The 17113-nt window shown below is 71.6% G+C and carries 13 protein-coding genes; 6 read left to right on the top strand and 7 right to left on the bottom strand.

Annotation, left to right across the window (positions count from 1 at the left end):
* Together IH45_RS0131305 and fahA are read right to left on the bottom strand one after the other, a co-directional pair.
* Positions 1–666: a GOLPH3/VPS74 family protein gene (locus IH45_RS0131305; RefSeq protein WP_050515306.1), complete on the bottom strand. Its 666-nt coding sequence runs from the start codon at positions 664–666 to the stop codon at positions 1–3.
* The gene (gene fahA / locus IH45_RS0131300; RefSeq protein ID WP_030676218.1) at positions 663–1862 is read right to left on the bottom strand and encodes a fumarylacetoacetase; all 1200 of its coding nucleotides are present in this window, start codon (positions 1860–1862) and stop codon (positions 663–665) included. The genes IH45_RS0131305 and fahA overlap by 4 nt, the downstream gene beginning before the upstream one ends.
* Before the next feature lie 310 nt (positions 1863–2172).
* Between fahA and IH45_RS0131295 the strand changes: the two genes are divergently transcribed.
* From IH45_RS0131295 to IH45_RS0131265, 6 genes are all read left to right on the top strand, one after another.
* Positions 2173–3459 (top strand): carboxylate--amine ligase, encoded by a 1287-nt coding sequence (locus IH45_RS0131295; RefSeq protein WP_234440746.1) that lies wholly within the window; start codon positions 2173–2175, stop codon positions 3457–3459.
* 145 nt (positions 3460–3604) lie between these two features.
* Complete coding sequence (locus IH45_RS0131290) at positions 3605–4804, top strand: FAD-dependent oxidoreductase (RefSeq protein ID WP_030676212.1); 1200 nt, start codon at positions 3605–3607, stop codon at positions 4802–4804.
* A 472-nt stretch (positions 4805–5276) separates the two neighbouring features.
* Positions 5277–6290, top strand: coding sequence for a polyprenyl synthetase family protein (locus tag IH45_RS0131285; RefSeq protein WP_030676209.1), 1014 nt, complete (start codon positions 5277–5279; stop codon positions 6288–6290).
* A gap of 275 nt (positions 6291–6565) precedes the next feature.
* Positions 6566–7909, top strand: a complete 1344-nt coding sequence (locus tag IH45_RS0131280; RefSeq protein ID WP_030676206.1) for a LolA family protein — start codon at positions 6566–6568, stop codon at positions 7907–7909.
* Positions 7910–8156: 247 nt separating this feature from the next.
* Complete coding sequence (locus IH45_RS0131270; RefSeq protein WP_030676204.1) at positions 8157–9122, top strand: ABC transporter ATP-binding protein; 966 nt, start codon at positions 8157–8159, stop codon at positions 9120–9122.
* Complete coding sequence (locus IH45_RS0131265) at positions 9109–10059, top strand: ABC transporter permease (protein WP_030676201.1); 951 nt, start codon at positions 9109–9111, stop codon at positions 10057–10059. The genes IH45_RS0131270 and IH45_RS0131265 overlap by 14 nt, the downstream gene beginning before the upstream one ends.
* A gap of 82 nt (positions 10060–10141) precedes the next feature.
* Here the strand turns inward: IH45_RS0131265 and IH45_RS0131260 are convergent, their stop codons facing one another.
* The 5 genes from IH45_RS0131260 to IH45_RS0131235 all read right to left on the bottom strand — a co-directional run bounded on the left by IH45_RS0131260 (position 10142) and on the right by IH45_RS0131235 (position 16971).
* On the bottom strand, positions 10142–11452 hold the full coding sequence (locus tag IH45_RS0131260) for a M28 family metallopeptidase (RefSeq protein WP_234440745.1): 1311 nt from the start codon (positions 11450–11452) through the stop codon (positions 10142–10144).
* Positions 11453–11711: 259 nt separating this feature from the next.
* Positions 11712–12722: an EamA family transporter RarD gene (gene rarD, locus IH45_RS0131255; RefSeq protein ID WP_030676195.1), complete on the bottom strand. Its 1011-nt coding sequence runs from the start codon at positions 12720–12722 to the stop codon at positions 11712–11714.
* A 211-nt stretch (positions 12723–12933) separates the two neighbouring features.
* Entirely contained in the window at positions 12934–14028 is a 1095-nt protein-coding gene (locus IH45_RS0131245; RefSeq protein ID WP_030676193.1) for a 2-oxoacid:ferredoxin oxidoreductase subunit beta, read from the bottom strand.
* On the bottom strand, positions 14021–16036 hold the full coding sequence (locus IH45_RS0131240) for a 2-oxoacid:acceptor oxidoreductase subunit alpha (protein WP_030676190.1): 2016 nt from the start codon (positions 16034–16036) through the stop codon (positions 14021–14023). Before IH45_RS0131240 ends, IH45_RS0131245 begins: the two co-directional genes overlap by 8 nt.
* A gap of 275 nt (positions 16037–16311) precedes the next feature.
* Positions 16312–16971: a LuxR C-terminal-related transcriptional regulator gene (locus IH45_RS0131235; protein WP_030676180.1), complete on the bottom strand. Its 660-nt coding sequence runs from the start codon at positions 16969–16971 to the stop codon at positions 16312–16314.
* Between the last annotated feature and the right edge of the window lie 142 nt (positions 16972–17113).

Here is a 17113-nt window from a genome sequence, read left to right as displayed (position 1 = left end):
TCATCCGCCGACCGCGGCCTCGTCCTCGAAGACCGCGGCCGCGACCGCGCGGGAGATCCAGTGCTCACGGGCCAGCGCTTTCAGGTCACGGCGTACGGCACGCCGGTCGTGGCCCTGCACCAGCTTGCGGTCCAGGCGGACGGCCGAGACCAGGGCGCCGAGCAGCCGGTCGCGGGGGGTCGCGAAGCCGCCGGCCAGGGCGCCCTTGAAGCGGGCGCCGGCCGGTCCGGCCAGATCCACCGGACCGGGCGTCAGCCGCTCGTAACGGAACAGGCCCAGTGCGCGCCGGGACTCCCGGCGGACCGCGGCACGCTGTTCCAGCCGCTGTCGGCACACCTCGTCGATGCCGCGTGCCGCGCTCCGCACCCACTTCTTGACCTTGACGTCCCCGTCCGTGCCGGAGACGGGCAGGGTGCCCAGTGCGGCGTCCAGCACCAGGTCACCGAGCGGCAGTGGGCTGCCCACGGTGATCCGGCCACCGCGGCCCTCGGAGATCTGCCCGGCCCACTCCAGCTCCCCGAGGGCGGCCCCGGCCAGGCCGTACCGCAGGTACGCGGGGGCGTTCAGCGGCTTGCCGTGCTCCGGGTCCAGGGCGAGGAGCAGTAACTCCTCGGGCAGGGTGGGCCCCCGGTCCGCGGACGAGCTCTCCCCCGTGCTTGCGGTCATGAGGTCCGCGCGGGCCGGATGCGCCCGGTGACCTCGCCCAGGCCGATACGGGAGCCCCCGGGGCCGGGCGCCCAGGCGGTCAGGGTGACCTCGTCGCCGTCCTCCAGGAAGGGCCCCTTGCCCTGGGTGAGTTCCAGGAGGCAGCCGAGCTGGTCCGGTTCCGGGCCGGAGACCGTGCCGGAGGCGTAGAGGTCGCCGGTGCGCAGCGAGGCGCCGTTGACCGTCATGTGGGTGAGCTGCTGGGCGGCCGTCCAGTACATGGCGGAGAACGGCGGGTGGGCGACCGTCTCGCCGTTGATGTCCACCTGGATGCGCAGGTCGATGCCGCCCGGCTCGGCGTCCGAGTCGTCCAGGTACGGGAGCACCGGCACATCGCGTGCGGGCGGTGCCGTACGGGCGTGGTCCAGCGCGTCCAGCGGCGTGATCCAGGCGGAGACCGAGGTCGCGAAGGACTTGCCGAGGAAGGGACCGAGCGGCAGGTATTCCCACGCCTGGATGTCGCGCGCCGACCAGTCGTTGACGAGGCAGACACCGAAGACGTGCTCGCGGAAGCCGTCGAGGCCGACGGCCTCGCCGAGCGTGGACGGGGTGCCGACGACGAAGCCGACCTCCGCCTCGATGTCCAGCCGGGTGGACGGGCCGAAGACGGGCGCCGCGTCGTCCGGTGCCTTGCGCTGGCCGCTGGGCCGGACGACCGGGGTGCCGGAGACGACGATGGTGCCGGCCCGTCCGTGGTAGCCGATCGGAAGGTGCTTCCAGTTGGGGGGAAGCGCGGCGGCGTTCGGACGGAAGATCCGGCCGACGTTGGTGGCGTGGTGCTCGCTGGCGTAGAAGTCGACGTAGTCCGCGACCTCGAAGGGCAGGTGCAGCGTCACTCCGGTCAGGGGGAGCAGCAGCGACTCGGTGGTGCTCCGGTGCGCGGGGTCGGTGACCGCCGTGCGCACGGCCTCCCGTACGGCCTGCCAGGCCTCGCGGCCGGCGGCGAGCAGCGGGTTCAGGGTGGGCGCGGCGAGCAGGTCGGCGTGCGGCGATCCGGAGGTGGCGGCGAGCGCGTTCAGGTCCAGTACGTGGTCGCCGTAGCGCACACCGATGCGGTGCCGCTCCGGCTCGTCCGCCGTGCTGAAGACGCCGTACGGCAGGGTGTGCGGCCCGAAGGGGTGGTCCTCGGGCAGGTCGAGCGGGTGCTGCTCGGACATGTACGGCTCCTCGCGTGATCGTCTCGCGTGTGTCGTCACCTGTGGCCACGGGCCGGTGGGCCCGTCGATCAGATTACGGCCCAACGGGCCCCGAGGGGATGGCCAGATGGCCGACCGGCCGGGCAACGGTGCGACGGTTTCACGTGGAACCACGCGGCAGCGGAAGAAAACCGGAACGGAACGCGCAGCGGACATAGGCGTCGGCGCCTAAAGAGTTCTTAATGTCCTGAAAAGCGGTGCCGGATCGGTCAGTTCGGGCCCTAGCTTCCATGAAGCGCGGCCGGGGCGGGGCGCGCCGTTGGGGGGTCAGGTGGCTCGTACCAGCACATCGTTCGCGGTGGACCGGACCGTTCCGGGGCTCATCGTGAAGATCGGCGATTATCCGCTGCACCACGGCGGGGTGGGGGCGATCCGCAGTCTGGGGCGCCTCGGCGTGCCCATGTACGCCATCACCGAGGACCGGTTCACGCCCGCCGCTGCCTCCCGCTATCTGCACGGGCGCTGCGTCTGGCCGACCACCGGGCGGGAGGACCCGCAGCGGCTCGCCGAGGTGCTGCTGCGCATCGGCAAGCGCATCGGCCGGCCCGCGGTCCTGATACCGACCGACGAAGAGGCCGCCGTCCTGATCGGCGAATACGCCGACGCGCTCGGCGAGCGTTTCCTGTTCCCCCGCCTCGACGCGTGTCTGCCGCGCCGACTGGCGAGCAAGCAGGGGCTGCACGAGCTCTGCGTCGAGCACGGGGTGCCGTCACCGGCGGCCGCCTTCCCGGAGTCGCCGGAGGACGTCGAGCGCTTCGCCGCGCGGGCGCGCTTTCCGGTCGTCGCCAAGAATCGGGAGGCGTTCCAGCGGCGCAGACACCCCGTGGTGGCCGGTACGACGCGGATCTCCGGTGCGGACCAGCTGCTCGGCCTGGCGCGCGACTGGGGGCCGCGGCCGGACGTGATCCTCCAGGAGTACCTGCCGCGGGAGGAGGCCGAGGACTGGATCGTGCACGCGTACTTCGACGCGGAGAGCACCGCGCTGTCCCTGTTCACCGGGGTCAAGGTGCGCTCCTGGCCGCCGCACGCGGGCATGACGGCCTGCGCGTACGTCGTCGACAACCCGGAACTGGCCGAGATGACCGCCCAGTTCGTCAAGCGCATCGGCTTCAGCGGCATCGCCGACCTGGACTGGCGCTACGACCGGCGGGACGGCGCCTACAAGCTGCTGGACTTCAACCCGCGGATGGGCGCCCAGTTCCGCCTGTTCGAGAACGAGGCCGGCATCGACGTCGTACGGGCGCAGCATCTGGACCTGACCGGCCGGAAGGTGCCGGAGGCGGAGCAGCGCGCGGGCCGGCGGTTCGTCGTGGAGAACATCGACCTGCCGGCGATGCTCGCGTACCGCCGCAGCGGCTACACGACGCCGCACGCGCCGGATCGCGCCAACGGCACCGAGCTGGCGTGGCTGGCCGCCGACGACCTCAAGCCGTTCTTCACGATGCTGGCCCGGTTCGTGGGGCCGGGGGCCCGGCACCTGGTGGAGCTGCGGCGGGCGAGCAGACGCGCGCGGGCGGCGGCGGAGAGCGGGGCGCTTCAGCAGCAGACGCGGCCGTAGCGGCGTGAGGGCGCCGAGGCGGTGCGCAAGGACGGGAGAGCGGCGCGAGAGCAGTGGTGAACAACGGGGGGAGCCGTGCGGCAGTTCCCCGCCGGGGCAGTGGCAGCACTGCCGGACCAGCAACACCCTGGGGAGGGGAACGCACGTGAACACTCCGGTAGCAGTCATCGGGGCCGGCCCGTACGGCCTGTCGACGGCGGCGCACCTGCGCGCGCGGGGAGTGCCCGTACGCGTCTTCGGCAGGCCGATGGTCAGCTGGCGGGAGCACATGCCCGCCGGGATGCTGCTCAAATCGACGCCCGTGGCGTCCAGCATCGACGCCCCGCAGGCCGGGCACTCGCTGCGCGACTTCTGCGACGCGGCCGGCGAGCGGCGGTACGAGTCCGACTGGGACATCATCCCCGTCGAGACCTTCACGCGGTACGGCGAGTGGTTCCAGGAGCGGCTGGTACCCGACCTGGAGCAGGTCCGGGTCGTCTCGGCCGACCGGCGGGCCGGTGGCTTCGAGCTGAAACTGGACAGCGGCGAACAGTTCCGGGCGCGGGCGGTCGTCGTGGCCACCGGACTGACCGGATTCGCCCGGCTGCCGCGTGAACTGGCCGCGGCGGTGCCGGACGGGCCGTCCCCCACCGGGCCCGTCTCGCACAGCTCCCAGCACCGCGACCTGTCGGTCTTCGCGGGCCGGGACGTGGTGGTGATCGGCGCCGGGCAGTCGGCGCTGGAGAGCGCGGTGCTGCTCGCCGAGTCCGGTGCCCGGTCCGTCCGGATCGTGGCGCGCGGCCGGACCGCGGTGGGCTTCGGCGCGCCGCCGGACCGGCAGCCGAAGCTGCGCCCGGAGACACCGTTCGGAAACGCCTGGTCGCTGTACGCGTTCACCTACTACGCGAACGGTTTCCGCCACCTGCCCGCGCCCGCCCGGAGCTATCTGGTGCGCCGGGTGCTGGGGCCGCTGGGCGCCTGGTGGCTGCGGGAGCGCTTCGTGGGGCGCGTCCAGGTGACGGCGGGGCGGCAGGTCGTACGGGCGCGCGTCGAGGACGGCCGGCCGGTCCTGACCCTGCGCGGCCCCGACGGGCGGACCGGCGAACTGGCCGCCGACCACGTCCTGGCCGCCACCGGCTACCGGGTCGACCTGGCGGCGATGGACTTCCTCGGCCAGGGCCTGCGCACCGGGATCACCGTGAGCGGCGGCGGCCCCCGCCTGGACGCGGGCTTCGGCTCGTCGGTTCCGGGCCTGTACTTCACCGGGCTCCCGGCGGCGGCGTCCTTCGGACCCGTGATGCGCTTCGTGTGCGGTACGGAGTTCGCGTCCCGGCGGCTGGCGGGGGCGGTGGCCGGGGCGTACTGAAGTCGTTCCTTGGCTGGATTTGCGGCCCGGTGGCCGGATATCCAGCCGTATGACCGAGGGGAGCACCCTGCCGTACGGCGGCGGGGTGCTCCTGCTCGTGCTCTGCCGCGGTCCGGGCGTGCTTCTGCTGCGGTCCGGCTGTGCTTCTCCGGCAGTCCGGGCGTGCTTCTCCTGCGGGGTTCCTGGTTTCTCCGGCAGTCCGGCTGTGCTTCTCCTGCGGGGTTCCCGCGGGGATTCCTGCGGATTTTTCTGCGGTTCTCCCGCGAGGAATCCCCATCATTGGTGGTTATCGGGCATACCGGGCGACTGCTCGCCGCTCCCGCGCCGGGCCTGCCCGGGCCGCACGCCGTCCGAGCGCCCCGGAGGGGCGGGCGCTCACGGTGATCCAACAGCGACCGGATACGCTGGCCAATGGTGGAGACAGCGACAGATCGACAATCCGTTTGATCGTCAGCAGACAGGAGTACCCCTCGTGACCGTCGTCGGGCCCTTTGGGCTGAGCGTGCGGGACCAGGCTCTTGAGGCCGATGTCCAGGCCGGGTTGGCGGCTGTCGAGGAAGGCCTGCTGGAGGCCACCAAAAGCGACGTGCCGTTCATCACCGAGGCCGCCCAGCATCTCGTACGCGCGGGTGGCAAGCGCTTCCGGCCGCTGCTGGCGATGCTGGCCGCGCAGTTCGGCGACCCGCACACGCCGGGCGTCGTCCCGTCCGCCGTCGTCGTGGAGCTGACGCACCTGGCGACGCTGTACCACGACGATGTCATGGACGAGGCGGACGTACGCCGCGGGGTGTCCAGCGCCAACGCCCGCTGGGGCAACTCGGTGGCCGTGCTGACCGGCGACTTCCTCTTCGCCCGCGCCTCCCACATACTGGCCGACCTCGGCCCGGAGGCCGTCCGCATCCAGGCCGAGGCGTTCGAGCGCCTGGTGACCGGCCAGATCCTGGAGACGGCCGGACCGCGCGACGGCCGGGACCCGATCGAGCACTACCTGGACGTCATCGCGGGCAAGACCGGCTCGCTGATCGCCGTCGCGGGCCGCTTCGGCGCGATGATGTCCGGCGCCGACGAGTCCATCGTCAACATCCTGACCCAGTACGGCGAGCGCCTCGGCACCGCCTTCCAGCTCGCCGACGACGTTCTGGACATCGCCAGCGACTCCCACGAGTCCGGCAAGACGCCCGGCACGGACCTGCGCGAGGGCATCCCGACCCTGCCGGTCCTGCACCTGCGCGCCCTCGCCGACGGCGAGCACGGCACCGACCGGGACCGCGAACTGCGCGACCTGCTGGCCGGGGACCTGACCGACGACGCCCGGCACGCCGAGGCGCTGGCCGGTCTGCGCGCCCACCCGGCGCTGGAGCAGGCCCGCCGGGACACCGTCCGTTACGCGGAGGAGGCGCGGGCCACGCTGGCGCCGCTGCCGGAGTGCATGGCGAAGGCGGCTCTGGAGGGGCTGTGCGACTCGGTGGTGCACCGGGCGGGCTGACGGCTCGCCACGGGGCGAACGGGGCCCGTGAGGCCGGTGGAACCCCGACCACCCCTCAGGGTCCGCTCCGCCTCCGGCCGTACCGCCTCTGTCTTTCGGCCATGGGAGGTCATCCCACGGGAGTACGAGGAGTTGGCCCCGGGGGCTGACGCAAACCTCTGGCCGATTTGGTGGGATGAACAGCACCACGCCACGGCGGAACGGGTCACAATGAGCCCGGGAGTGGGACGAGTGCGTCGCGCAGCAAACCGCCGCTTACGACGGAGGTAGGGCACATGCCACGGAACCAACCGACACAGGTCACCGACGAGTGGGACGGGGACGGGGGGCGCTCCGCGAAGCGCCGCAGGACGATGCGGTACGCGATCCCGGTCGCGGTCGTGGGCGTCGCGGCGGCCTCGATCGGGCTGGTCCCGGCCTTCGCCGGTTCGGGCTCCCCGGATCTGCCGGAGATCTCGGCGCAGGACCTCATAGCGAAGGTCGCCAAGTCGGACGTACAGCAGCTGTCCGGCACGGTCCGTACGACCACCGACCTGGGGCTGCCCGCCGGTCTGTCCGGCAGCGGCGCGAGCGCGTTCGGCGGCGGGTCCGCGGACCGCGGCGGCAAGGGCGGAGACGGGGACGGCGGCACCGGCTCCTCCGCGAGCCCGCAGAGCCAGTTGTCGGAGCTGGCGTCCGGCTCGCACACGCTGCGCGTCGCCGTCGACGGCCCGGACAAGCAGCGGCTCTCCGTCGTCGGCAAATCCGCCGAGTACAACCTCGTCCACAACGGCAGCGACGTCTGGGGCTACGAGAGCAGCAGCAACACCGCGTACCACAGCACGGTCCCGGCCGACGCCGGCAAGGGGCAGCACCGCTCGGAGAAGTCCGGCAGGTCCGGTGGTTCCGCGGGCCTGGAGAACGCCACCCCGCAGGAGCTGGCCAAGAAGGCGCTGGAGGCGGCCGGCGACACCACCTCGGTGTCGGTCGACGGCACGGCCAAGGTGGCCGGGCGGGACGCCTACCAGCTTTCGATCAAGCCCAAGCAGGCCGGCTCCACGGTCGACTCGATACGGATCTCGGTGGACGCCGAGACCGGCGTGCCGCTGAAGTTCACGCTCACGCCCAAGGGCGGCGGAGCGGCGGCGGTCGACGTGGGCTTCACCTCCGTCGACTTCGCCAAGCCCGCCGCGGACACCTTCGACTTCAAGCCGCCGAAGGGCGCCAAGGTCGTGGACGGCGACAAGGCCCGCGACCGGCACCGCGCCGAGCAGGGCAAGGCCGCCGGGGACCTCAAGGGCATCCTCGGGCAGTACGGCCTGACCGGCCAGGACGGCAAGAACGGCAAGGGCGGGGCCGGAAAGGCGAAGAACGGCGGCTTCGAGGTCATCGGCAAGGGCTGGACCTCCATAGCCCACCTGAAGGGCAACGGCTCCGGCCTGACCTCGGCCGGCAAGAACGCCTCCGGCGACGCGGCCAAGCTGCTGGACAGCCTGGGCGAGAAGGTCAGCGGGAAGTTCGGCTCCGGCCGCATGTTCAGCACCCGCCTGGTCAACGCCCTGGTGACGGACGACGGCTCGGTCTACGCCGGTGCCGTGGACAAGGAATCCCTGATCAAGGCCGCCGAGGCCGCCAAGTAACGGGCATACGGGCATACGGCGGGGCGGCCGGTCCGCCCCGCCCTCTGGGCCGCCGGCGTGACCGGGCCATCGGTGCGACCGGCCCGCGGTCACAGGTCCCGGCTCCGGTGACCGACCGCATTGCCTGACCGCATCGCCCGACGGCCTTGCCCGACCGCGTTGCCCGATGGCATTGCCTGACCGCGTTGCCCGACCGCATTGCACGTCCACGTTGCCCGGCCAGTGGTCCGACCAGTTGGGGGAGCCGATGACGCAGCAGTCCGCCGGGGACCGGGTGATCGAGACCCGGGGCCTGACGAAGAGGTACCGCGGCGGACAGCTCGCCGTCGACCGGCTCGACCTCGCCGTACCGCGCGGCAGCGTCTTCGGCTTCCTCGGCCCCAACGGCTCGGGCAAGACGACCACGATCCGCATGCTGCTCGGCCTGATCGAGCCGTCCGCCGGCGGGGCCCGCCTGCTCGGCGAGCCGATGCCGCGGGCGGCCCGCCGGGTGCTCCCCAGGGTCGGCGCCCTCATCGAGGGCCCGGCCCTGTACGGCTTCCTCAGCGGGCGCGACAACCTCGTCCGGTTCGACGCCGCCGACCCGGCCGCCGATCCGCGTACGCGTGCCCGACGGGTCGACCAGGCCCTGGACCGGGTCGGCCTGGCGGCGGCCGCCCGCAAGAAGGCGCGCGCGTATTCGCTGGGCATGAAGCAGCGGCTGGGGCTGGCCGCCGCGCTGCTGCAGCCCAGGGACCTCCTCGTCCTGGACGAGCCGACCAACGGCCTGGACCCGCAGGGCATGCGCGAGATCCGGACGCTGGTCAGGGAGCTGGCGGGGGACGGCACCACCGTCTTCCTCTCCTCCCACCTCCTCGACGAGATCGAGCAGGTCTGCACCCACGCCGCGGTGATGGCGCGCGGCCGGCTCATCACCCAGGGCACGGTCGCCGCGCTGTCCGCGGACACCCGCGGGCGGCTGACTGTCGGCACGCCCGATGCCGCCGACGCGCTACGGGTGCTCAAGGAGCACGGGATCACCGATCTCGTGGTGACGGAGGAGCGGGTCACCGGGGACCTGCCCGCGCCGCCCGCCGGGCCGCCCGACCTCGCGGACGTGAACGCCGCGCTGGTGCGGGCCGGGGTGCGGGTCCGGTCCTTCGGCACCGAACGGGCGTCCCTGGAGGACGTCTTCGTCCAGCTCACGGGGGAGGGGTTCGATGTCGCGGGCTGAGGTGTCGGGAAGTGCCCAGCACACCGGTACGCGTGAGGGCGCCGGGGCCGGGGCCGGGGGAGCGGGCGCCGGGGGCGTCGATGCGCGTCGTACGGCGCGGCCTCTGTGGTCGCTCGGTCTGCTGCGCAACGAGGTCGGTACGACCTTCCGGCGCTGGCGCACCGTCGTCCTGCTCGCCGTGCTCGCCGCCGTACCGGTTCTGATCGGCATCGCCGTGAAGATCGAGACCGGCGGTGAGGGCGGCGGCGCGGGCGGCGGGAGCGGCGGCGCGGCCTTCGTCTCGCAGATCACCAACAACGGCCTCTTCCTGGTCTTCACCTCGCTGGCCGTCACCCTGCCGGTCTTCCTGCCGCTGGCCGTCGGCGTGGTCGCCGGGGACTCCGTCGCGGGCGAGGCGCACACCGGCACGCTGCGCTACCTGCTCGTCGCCCCGGCCGGACGGACCAGGCTGCTGCTGGTCAAGTACGCGACCACGCTGACGTTCTGCCTGGTGGCCACGCTGGTCGTGGCGGCGTCGGCGCTGGTGACCGGCGCGCTGCTGTTTCCCGTCGGCGAGGTGACGCTGCTGTCCGGGACGACCGTGCCGTTCGGCGAGGGGCTGCTGCGCGCGCTGGCCATCGCGGCGGTGGTGACCCTGTCCCTCATCGGGGTGGCGGCGATCGGCCTGTTCGTCTCGACGCTCACCAACAGCGGCATCGCCGCGATGGCCACCACGGTCGGCCTGTTGATCATGGTGCAGATCCTGGACACCATCCCGCAGCTGCACGCGATCCAGCCGTACCTCTTCACACACCACTGGCTGTCCTTCGCCGACGTGCTGCGCGACCCCGTCTACTGGGACCGGCTCCAGCAGAACCTCGGTCTCCAGGCGCTGTACGCGGCGGTCTTCGGCTCCGCGGCCTGGGCGCGCTTCACGGCGCGGGACATCACGGTCTGATGCCGTGACGCCCCGCGCCGGGCGTCCGGTGCCCGCCGGTGCGGGCGGCCGTCCGAAGGTGGAGCGGTCCGAAGATGAGCGGTCAGAAGGTGAGCTTCCAGCTGTCGATGTAGCCGGTGTCCTGCGGTCCGAGGTCCTGCACCCGCAGCTGCCAGGTGCCGTCGGCGGTCTCGGTGGACGCGTCGACGGTGTACGTGGTGATCACGTTCGCCGCCGAGTCCGAACCGCTGGAGTTCTTCAGCCGGTATGCCCGCCCGCTCGGCCCGACGAGGTCGATGGCCAGGTCACCGCGGTAGGTGTGCTTGATGTCCACGCCGACCTGCAGCGCGGACGGCGCGTTGCCGGTACGGCCGGAGACCGTCACCGACGAGGTGACCGCGGCCCCCGCGTCGGGGATCGGGACGTCGTCGGTGTTCTCGAAGACGGTGCCGCCCGGCGGGGTCGTCGAGCCGACGCCCAGGGTCCACACCGCGTGTGCGATGGCGTCGCTGTTGCGGTCCAGGGCGGTGTCGTTGATGTTCGACGAGGTGTCGCAGGAGCGGTGGTAGCAGCGGTCGAAGGGCTGGCCCGCCGTACCGCCCCACTTCTGCGCCTGGGCGGCCGTCTTGGTGTAGTCGGCGCCCGAGAACAGGCCGCCGACGGCGATGCCGGCGTTCTTGAACGGCGCGTGGTCGCTGCGGCCGTCACCCTCGGTCTCGATCTCCGTGGGGATGTTCACCGAGGCGTAGTAGTCCTTGAAGACGCTCTCGATGGTGCGGTCGTCGTCGTAGACGAAATAGCCGGGATTGGGGGAGCCGACCATGTCGAAGTTCAGGTAGCCGCTGAACTTGGCGCGCTCCGTCGTGGCCAGCCGGCTGACGTAGTACTGGGAGCCGCGCATCCCCAGCTCCTCGGCGCCCCACCAGCCGAAGCGCAGATGCTTGGCGGGTTTGGCGGCGGCGCGGGAGACGGCCAGCGCGGTTTCGAGGACCGCGGCCGAGCCGGAGCCGTTGTCGTTGATGCCGGGGCCCGCGCTGACGGAGTCGAGGTGCGCGCCGGTCATCAGGATCTGGTTCGGGTCGCCGCCGGGCCAGTCGGCGATGAGGTTGTAGCCGGTGGTGCCGCTGGTCGTGAACTGCTGCACGGTGGTGGTGAAGCCCGCGGCGTCCAGCTTGCCCTTGATGTAGTCGAGCGAGGCCCGGTAACCGGGCCGGCCGTGGGCCCGGTTGCCGCCGTTGGCGGTGGCGATCGACTGGAGCTGGCCGAGGTGCGCTTTGACGTTGGCCACCGGTATGTCGGGGGCGGCGGCCGTGGTGGGGGCAGCGGCCGTGGTGGAGGCGGTGGAGCGGGCGGCGGCGGGCGCGGCGGTGGCCGCACCGGCCGCCCCGGGTATCGCAACGATCAGGCCGACCACGGCACCGGCCGCGGTGGCTCTCAGACCGCCGGTGCCACTGCCCCGGCTCCGGTCAGATCTTCGAAAACGCCTGGTCGTGCCGGGTCTTTCGGCTTTCCATGACATGAGGGGTCTCCGGATTCCGAACGTGGGATGAACGGACCGTGCATGGCGCGAAGCTGATGGTGGGCGCGCCGTGCCCCGCTGACAAGGCGGAATCCGGACACCCCGATCCGCATAGCGCTCGCGGCGGATCGGGGGTGGGGCGGGCCACCGGCTCTCAGGGCTTGGCGGGGTCCGCCTGGGCGGCGGGCTGCGCCGTGGTGGCCAGCGCCGCGGCCGTCTCCTCGACTGCCTCCTCGACCGCGTCCTGGGCCGCCTGACGGGCCGTGACCAGCGCCGTACGGGCCGAGCGGGCGGTACGGATCGCGTCGTACGTCAGGACCACCAGCGCCAGCCACACCAGACCGAAGCCCGCCCAGCGCTCCGGCGGCATCTCCTCGTGGAAGACCAGCAGGCCGAGGACGAACTGGAAGGTCGGGGCCAGGTACTGGAGCATGCCGAGCACGCTCAGCGGCAGGCGCACCGCCGACGCGCCGAAGGCGATCAGCGGCAGCGCGGTGGCCACGCCGCAGCCCATGAGCAGCAGCATCTGCCCCACGCCGCCGCTGGTGAAGCCGACCTCGCCGCGCGTGCCGAGGAAGATCAGGATGCCGAGCGCAGGCAGGAACTGCATCGCCGTCTCGGCGCTGAAGCCCTCGATGCCGCCCAGTTTCACGCCCTTCTTGACCAGGCCGTACGTGGCGAACGTGAACGCCAGCGTGAGGGAGATCCAGGGCACCTTGCCGTACGCCACGGCCATCACGACCACCGCCGCGGTGCCCACGCCGACCGCCGTCCACTGCAACGGCCGCAGCCGCTCGCGCAGTACCAGAACGCCGAAGGCGATGCTGACCAGCGGGTTGATGAAGTAGCCCAAGGACGCTTCGAGGACGTGCCCGCTGTTGACGGCCCAGATGTACAGGAACCAGTTGACGGAGATGACCGCGGCGCAGACCAGGACCAGGCCGAGCCGCTTGGGCTGCCGCACCAGCTCGCGCACCCAGGACCAGCGGCGCAGCGCGGCCAGGATCACCACGGCCACCGGCAGCGACCACACCATGCGGTGGGCCAGGATCTCGGCGGGGGCCAGGTCGCCCAGCAGGTGCCAGTACAGCGGGAGCAGGCCCCACATCACATACGCGGCGGTGCCGTAGACGAGTCCTGTGCGCTGGTCCGACTGGGGTGGCAAGGGGCCCTCCGGTGAATGCTGCTCCATCTGCGCCGGCGGTGGTGCGGGTCGCGCTTTTGAAGGTAACGCCCGGCGGGCCGCCTGTCATGCCCGTATCGGAATACGGTCATGACAGGTGCGCGGGCGCCGGAGACCGGCCGAAAACAGCGGTGCCCGTACAGGGCGTCCGAAGACGTCCCGTACGGGCACCGGAGGTGCGGTGGGCGGCCGCTCAGCCGACCACCGTCCAGGTGTCGTTGCCGGCGAGCAGCGAGGCGAGGTCGCCCTTGCCCTTCTGCTCGATGGCCGCTTCCAGCTGGTCGCTCATGAGCGCGTCGTAGACCGGACGGTCCACGTTGCGCAGCACGCCGATGGGCGTGTGGTGCAGCGTGTCCGGGTCGGCGAGGCGGGACAGGGCGAAGGCGGTGGTCGGCGAGGGGTTGCGCGCGTCGTGGACGAGCACCGCGTCCGCGCCCTCCGCCGTCACGTCGATGATCTTGAGATCGCCGGTGGCCGGATCCCGTACCACGCCCTTGGAGCCGAGGCCGTCCTCGGCGGGTGCGCCGAAGCGGATCGGCTGTCCGTGCTCCAGGCGGATCACGGCTTCCTCGGCCTGCTGCTTGTCCTTGAGGACCTCGAAGGCGCCGTCGTTGAAGATGTTGCAGTTCTGGTAGATCTCCACCAGGGCGGTGCCGGGGTGGGCGGCGGCCGCGCGCAGCACGCTGGTCAGGTGCTTGCGGTCGGAATCGACCGTACGGGCCACGAAGGACGCCTCGGCGCCGATGGCCAGCGAGACCGGGTTGAAGGGCGCGTCCAGCGAGCCCATCGGCGTCGACTTCGTGATCTTGCCGACCTCGGAGGTGGGGCTGTACTGGCCCTTGGTCAGGCCGTAGATCCGGTTGTTGAACAGCAGGATCTTGAGGTTGACGTTGCGGCGCAGCGCGTGGATGAGGTGGTTGCCGCCGATGGACAGCGCGTCGCCGTCGCCGGTGACGACCCACACCGACAGGTCGCGCCGCGAGGAGGCCAGGCCGGTGGCGATGGCCGGGGCACGGCCGTGGATGGAGTGCATCCCGTAGGTGTTCATGTAGTACGGGAACCGGGACGAGCAGCCGATGCCCGAGACGAAGACGATGTTCTCCTTCGCCAGACCGAGTTCGGGCATGAAGCCCTGCACGGCGGCGAGCACCGCGTAATCACCGCAGCCGGGGCACCAGCGCACTTCCTGGTCGGACTTGAAGTCCTTCATGGACTGCTTGCCCTCGGCCTTGGGCACCAGGGAAAGCGCCTCGATCGTCGAGGTCCCCTCCGCGATCGTCTCAGTCATTGATGGCCTCCTTAAAGACCTCCGCAAGCTGCTCGGCCTTGAACGGCATCCCGCTGACCTGGGTGTACGAGCGGGCATCGACGAGGTACTTGGCCCGCAGCAGGGTGGCGAGCTGGCCGAGGTTCATCTCCGGTACGACCACCTTGTCGTAACGTGCCAGCACCGCGCCGAGATTCCGCGGGAAGGGGTTGAGGTGGCGCAGATGCGCCTGCGCGATACGGCCACCGTCCCGCCGTACGCGCCGTACGGCCGCGGTGATCGGCCCGTACGTCGATCCCCAGCCCAGCACCAGGGTGTCGGCGCCCTGCACGGCGGCCGCGCCCTGGCCGTCGCGGACGGCCGCCTCCGCCGTCGGGTCGTCGACCTCCAGGTCGGGGACCTCGATGCCGTCGATCTTCGCCTGGCGGGTGCGCACCATGAAGTCGTGGTTGGCCGGGTCGTAGGAGATGTTGCCCGTGCCGTCCTGCTTCTCGATGCCGCCGATGCGGTGCTCCAGACCGGGCGTGCCGGGCACCGCCCACGGCCGGGCCAGGGTCTGCTCGTCGCGCTGGTACGGCCAGAAGACCTCGGTGCCGTCGGCCAGCGTGTGGTTCGTGTCGTTGGCGAACTGCACGCGCAGATCGGGCAGCTGGTCGAGCTCCGGGATGCGCCACGGCTCGGAGCCGTTGGCCAGGTAGCCGTCGGACAGCAGGAAGACCGGCGTGCGGTACATCAGCGCGATGCGCGCCGCGTCCAGCGCCGCGTCGAAGCAGTCGGCGGGCGTGCGCGGCGCCACGATCGGCACCGGTGCCTCGCCGTTGCGCCCGTACATCGCCTGGAGCAGGTCGGCCTGCTCGGTCTTGGTGGGCAGCCCCGTGGACGGGCCGCCGCGCTGGATGTCCACGATGACCAGCGGCAGTTCGAGGGAGACCGCGAGCCCGATGGTCTCCGACTTCAGCGCCACGCCGGGGCCCGAGGTGGTGGTCACCGCGAGCGCGCCGCCGAAAGCGGCGCCCAGTGCCGCGCCGATGCCGGCGATCTCGTCCTCGGCCTGGAAGGTCCGCACGCCGAAGTTCTTGTGCTTGCTCAGCTCGTGCAGGATGTCCGAGGCCGGCGTGATCGGGTACGAGCCCAGGTAGAGCGGCAGGTCGGCCTGCTGGCCGGCGGCGATCAGGCCGTACGACAGCGCCAGGTTGCCGGAGATGTTGCGGTACGTTCCGGTCGGGAACGCCTGGGTGGCCGGCGCGACCTCGTAGGAGACGGCGAAGTCCTCGGTCGTTTCGCCGAAGTTCCAGCCCGCCCGGAAGGCGGCGACGTTGGCCTCGGCGATGTCCGGCTTCTTGGCGAACTTCTGCCGCAGGAACGCTTCGGTGCCCTCGGTCGGCCGGTGGTACATCCACGACAGCAGGCCCAGCGCGAACATGTTCTTGCTGCGCTCGGCCTCCTTGCGGGACAGCCCGAAGTCCTTGAGCGCCTCGATGGTCAGCGTCGTCAGCGGCACCGGGTGGACGTTGTACGCCTGCAGCGTGCCGTCCTCCAGCGGGCTGACCTCGTAACCCACCTTCGCCATCGGCCGCTTGGTGAACTCGTCGGTGTTGACGATGATCTCCGCGCCGCGCGGTACGTCGGCCAGGTTCGCCTTCAGCGCGGCCGGGTTCATCGCCACCAGGACGTTGGGCGCGTCGCCGGGGGTGAGGATGTCGTGGTCCGCGAAGTGCAGCTGGAAACTGGAGACGCCGGGCAGGGTGCCGGCGGGGGCCCGGATCTCGGCGGGGAAGTTCGGCAGCGTCGACAGGTCGTTGCCGAAGGTCGCCGTCTCGGACGTGAACCGGTCGCCCGTGAGCTGCATACCGTCGCCGGAGTCGCCCGCGAACCGGATGATGACCCGGTCCAGGCGACGTACCTCCTTGGCGCCGCTGTTACCGCCGTTCTTCCCGCCGTTGCCTTCGGCGCCGGTCCCGGGAGCCGCTGGCTCCCCGGTGAGCGCTCCGTCGGCCTGCTCGGCTTGGCTGCTGACCTGGCTGGTCACTGCTTCGGACCTCCCTCGGGGCGGTGGCTCGGGACTCGTCGTGCCGACCGGTCGTCCCATGAACATCGTACGTGGGTAAGGGTCGCCTTCCCTGGGCGGATCACATGATGGACGCCCCCGTGAGACACCGTTCTGTCAGGATTTGTCATGGAACAACCGCCCCCCGGCCCCCTTCTCCAAGACGCTCGCGCCTCGGCCATTGGTTCTACTCCATAGGTCCCGGTCCGCCCCGCGGGCGGCCCGCAACCTGCGCAACTGACGGCGTGTCGGATTTCTCAGGAGTTGAGATAGGTGAGGACGGCCAGCACCCGCCGGTGATCCCCGTCACTCTGCGACAGGCCCAGCTTGAGGAAGATGTTGCTGACGTGCTTCTCCACCGCACCGTCGCTCACCACCAGCTGCCGTGCGATCGCGGAGTTCGTCCGCCCCTCGGCCATCAGCCCCAGGACCTCCCGCTCCCGTGGCGTGAGGTTCGCCAGCACGTCCTGCTTACGGCTGCGGCCCAGGAGCTGCGCGACCACTTCGGGGTCGAGCGCGGTTCCCCCCTCGGCGACCCGGACCACCGCGTCGACGAACTCCCGCACTTCGGCTACCCGGTCCTTGAGGAGATAGCCGACGCCGTGACTGGATCCCGCCAGCAATTCCGTCGCGTACTGCTCCTCCACGTACTGCGACAGCACCAGCACCCCCAGCCCCGGGTGATCGCGCCGCAGCCGCACCGCGGCCCGTACCCCCTCGTCCGTGTGCGTCGGCGGCATACGTACGTCCGCCACGACCACGTCCGGCAGCTCGCCCTCGGCGGCCAGCTCCCCGATGACCTTGATCAGCGCCTCGGCGTCGCCCACCCCTGCCACGACGTCGTGCCCACGGTCGGTCAGCAACCGGGTGAGCCCCTCCCGAAGCAGCACCGAGTCCTCGGCGATGACCACCCGCACCCTGTCCTCCACGACTCTTCAAGCCCCCACGTTCCGTTTCTTCCCCACCCTGCGCCCACCAGCATCCCAGCATCCGGACCCACCCGCCCCCCACCTCCGGGAATAGGGGGTGACACTCCGGAAGGCTGTCTCTTATACACAT

This window comes from Streptomyces rimosus subsp. rimosus (assembly GCF_000720725.1).
Lineage (GTDB): Bacteria > Actinomycetota > Actinomycetes > Streptomycetales > Streptomycetaceae > Streptomyces > Streptomyces rimosus_A.
The sequence above is the reverse complement of the archived record's forward strand: the minus strand, read 5'-3'. Positions and strand labels throughout refer to the sequence as shown.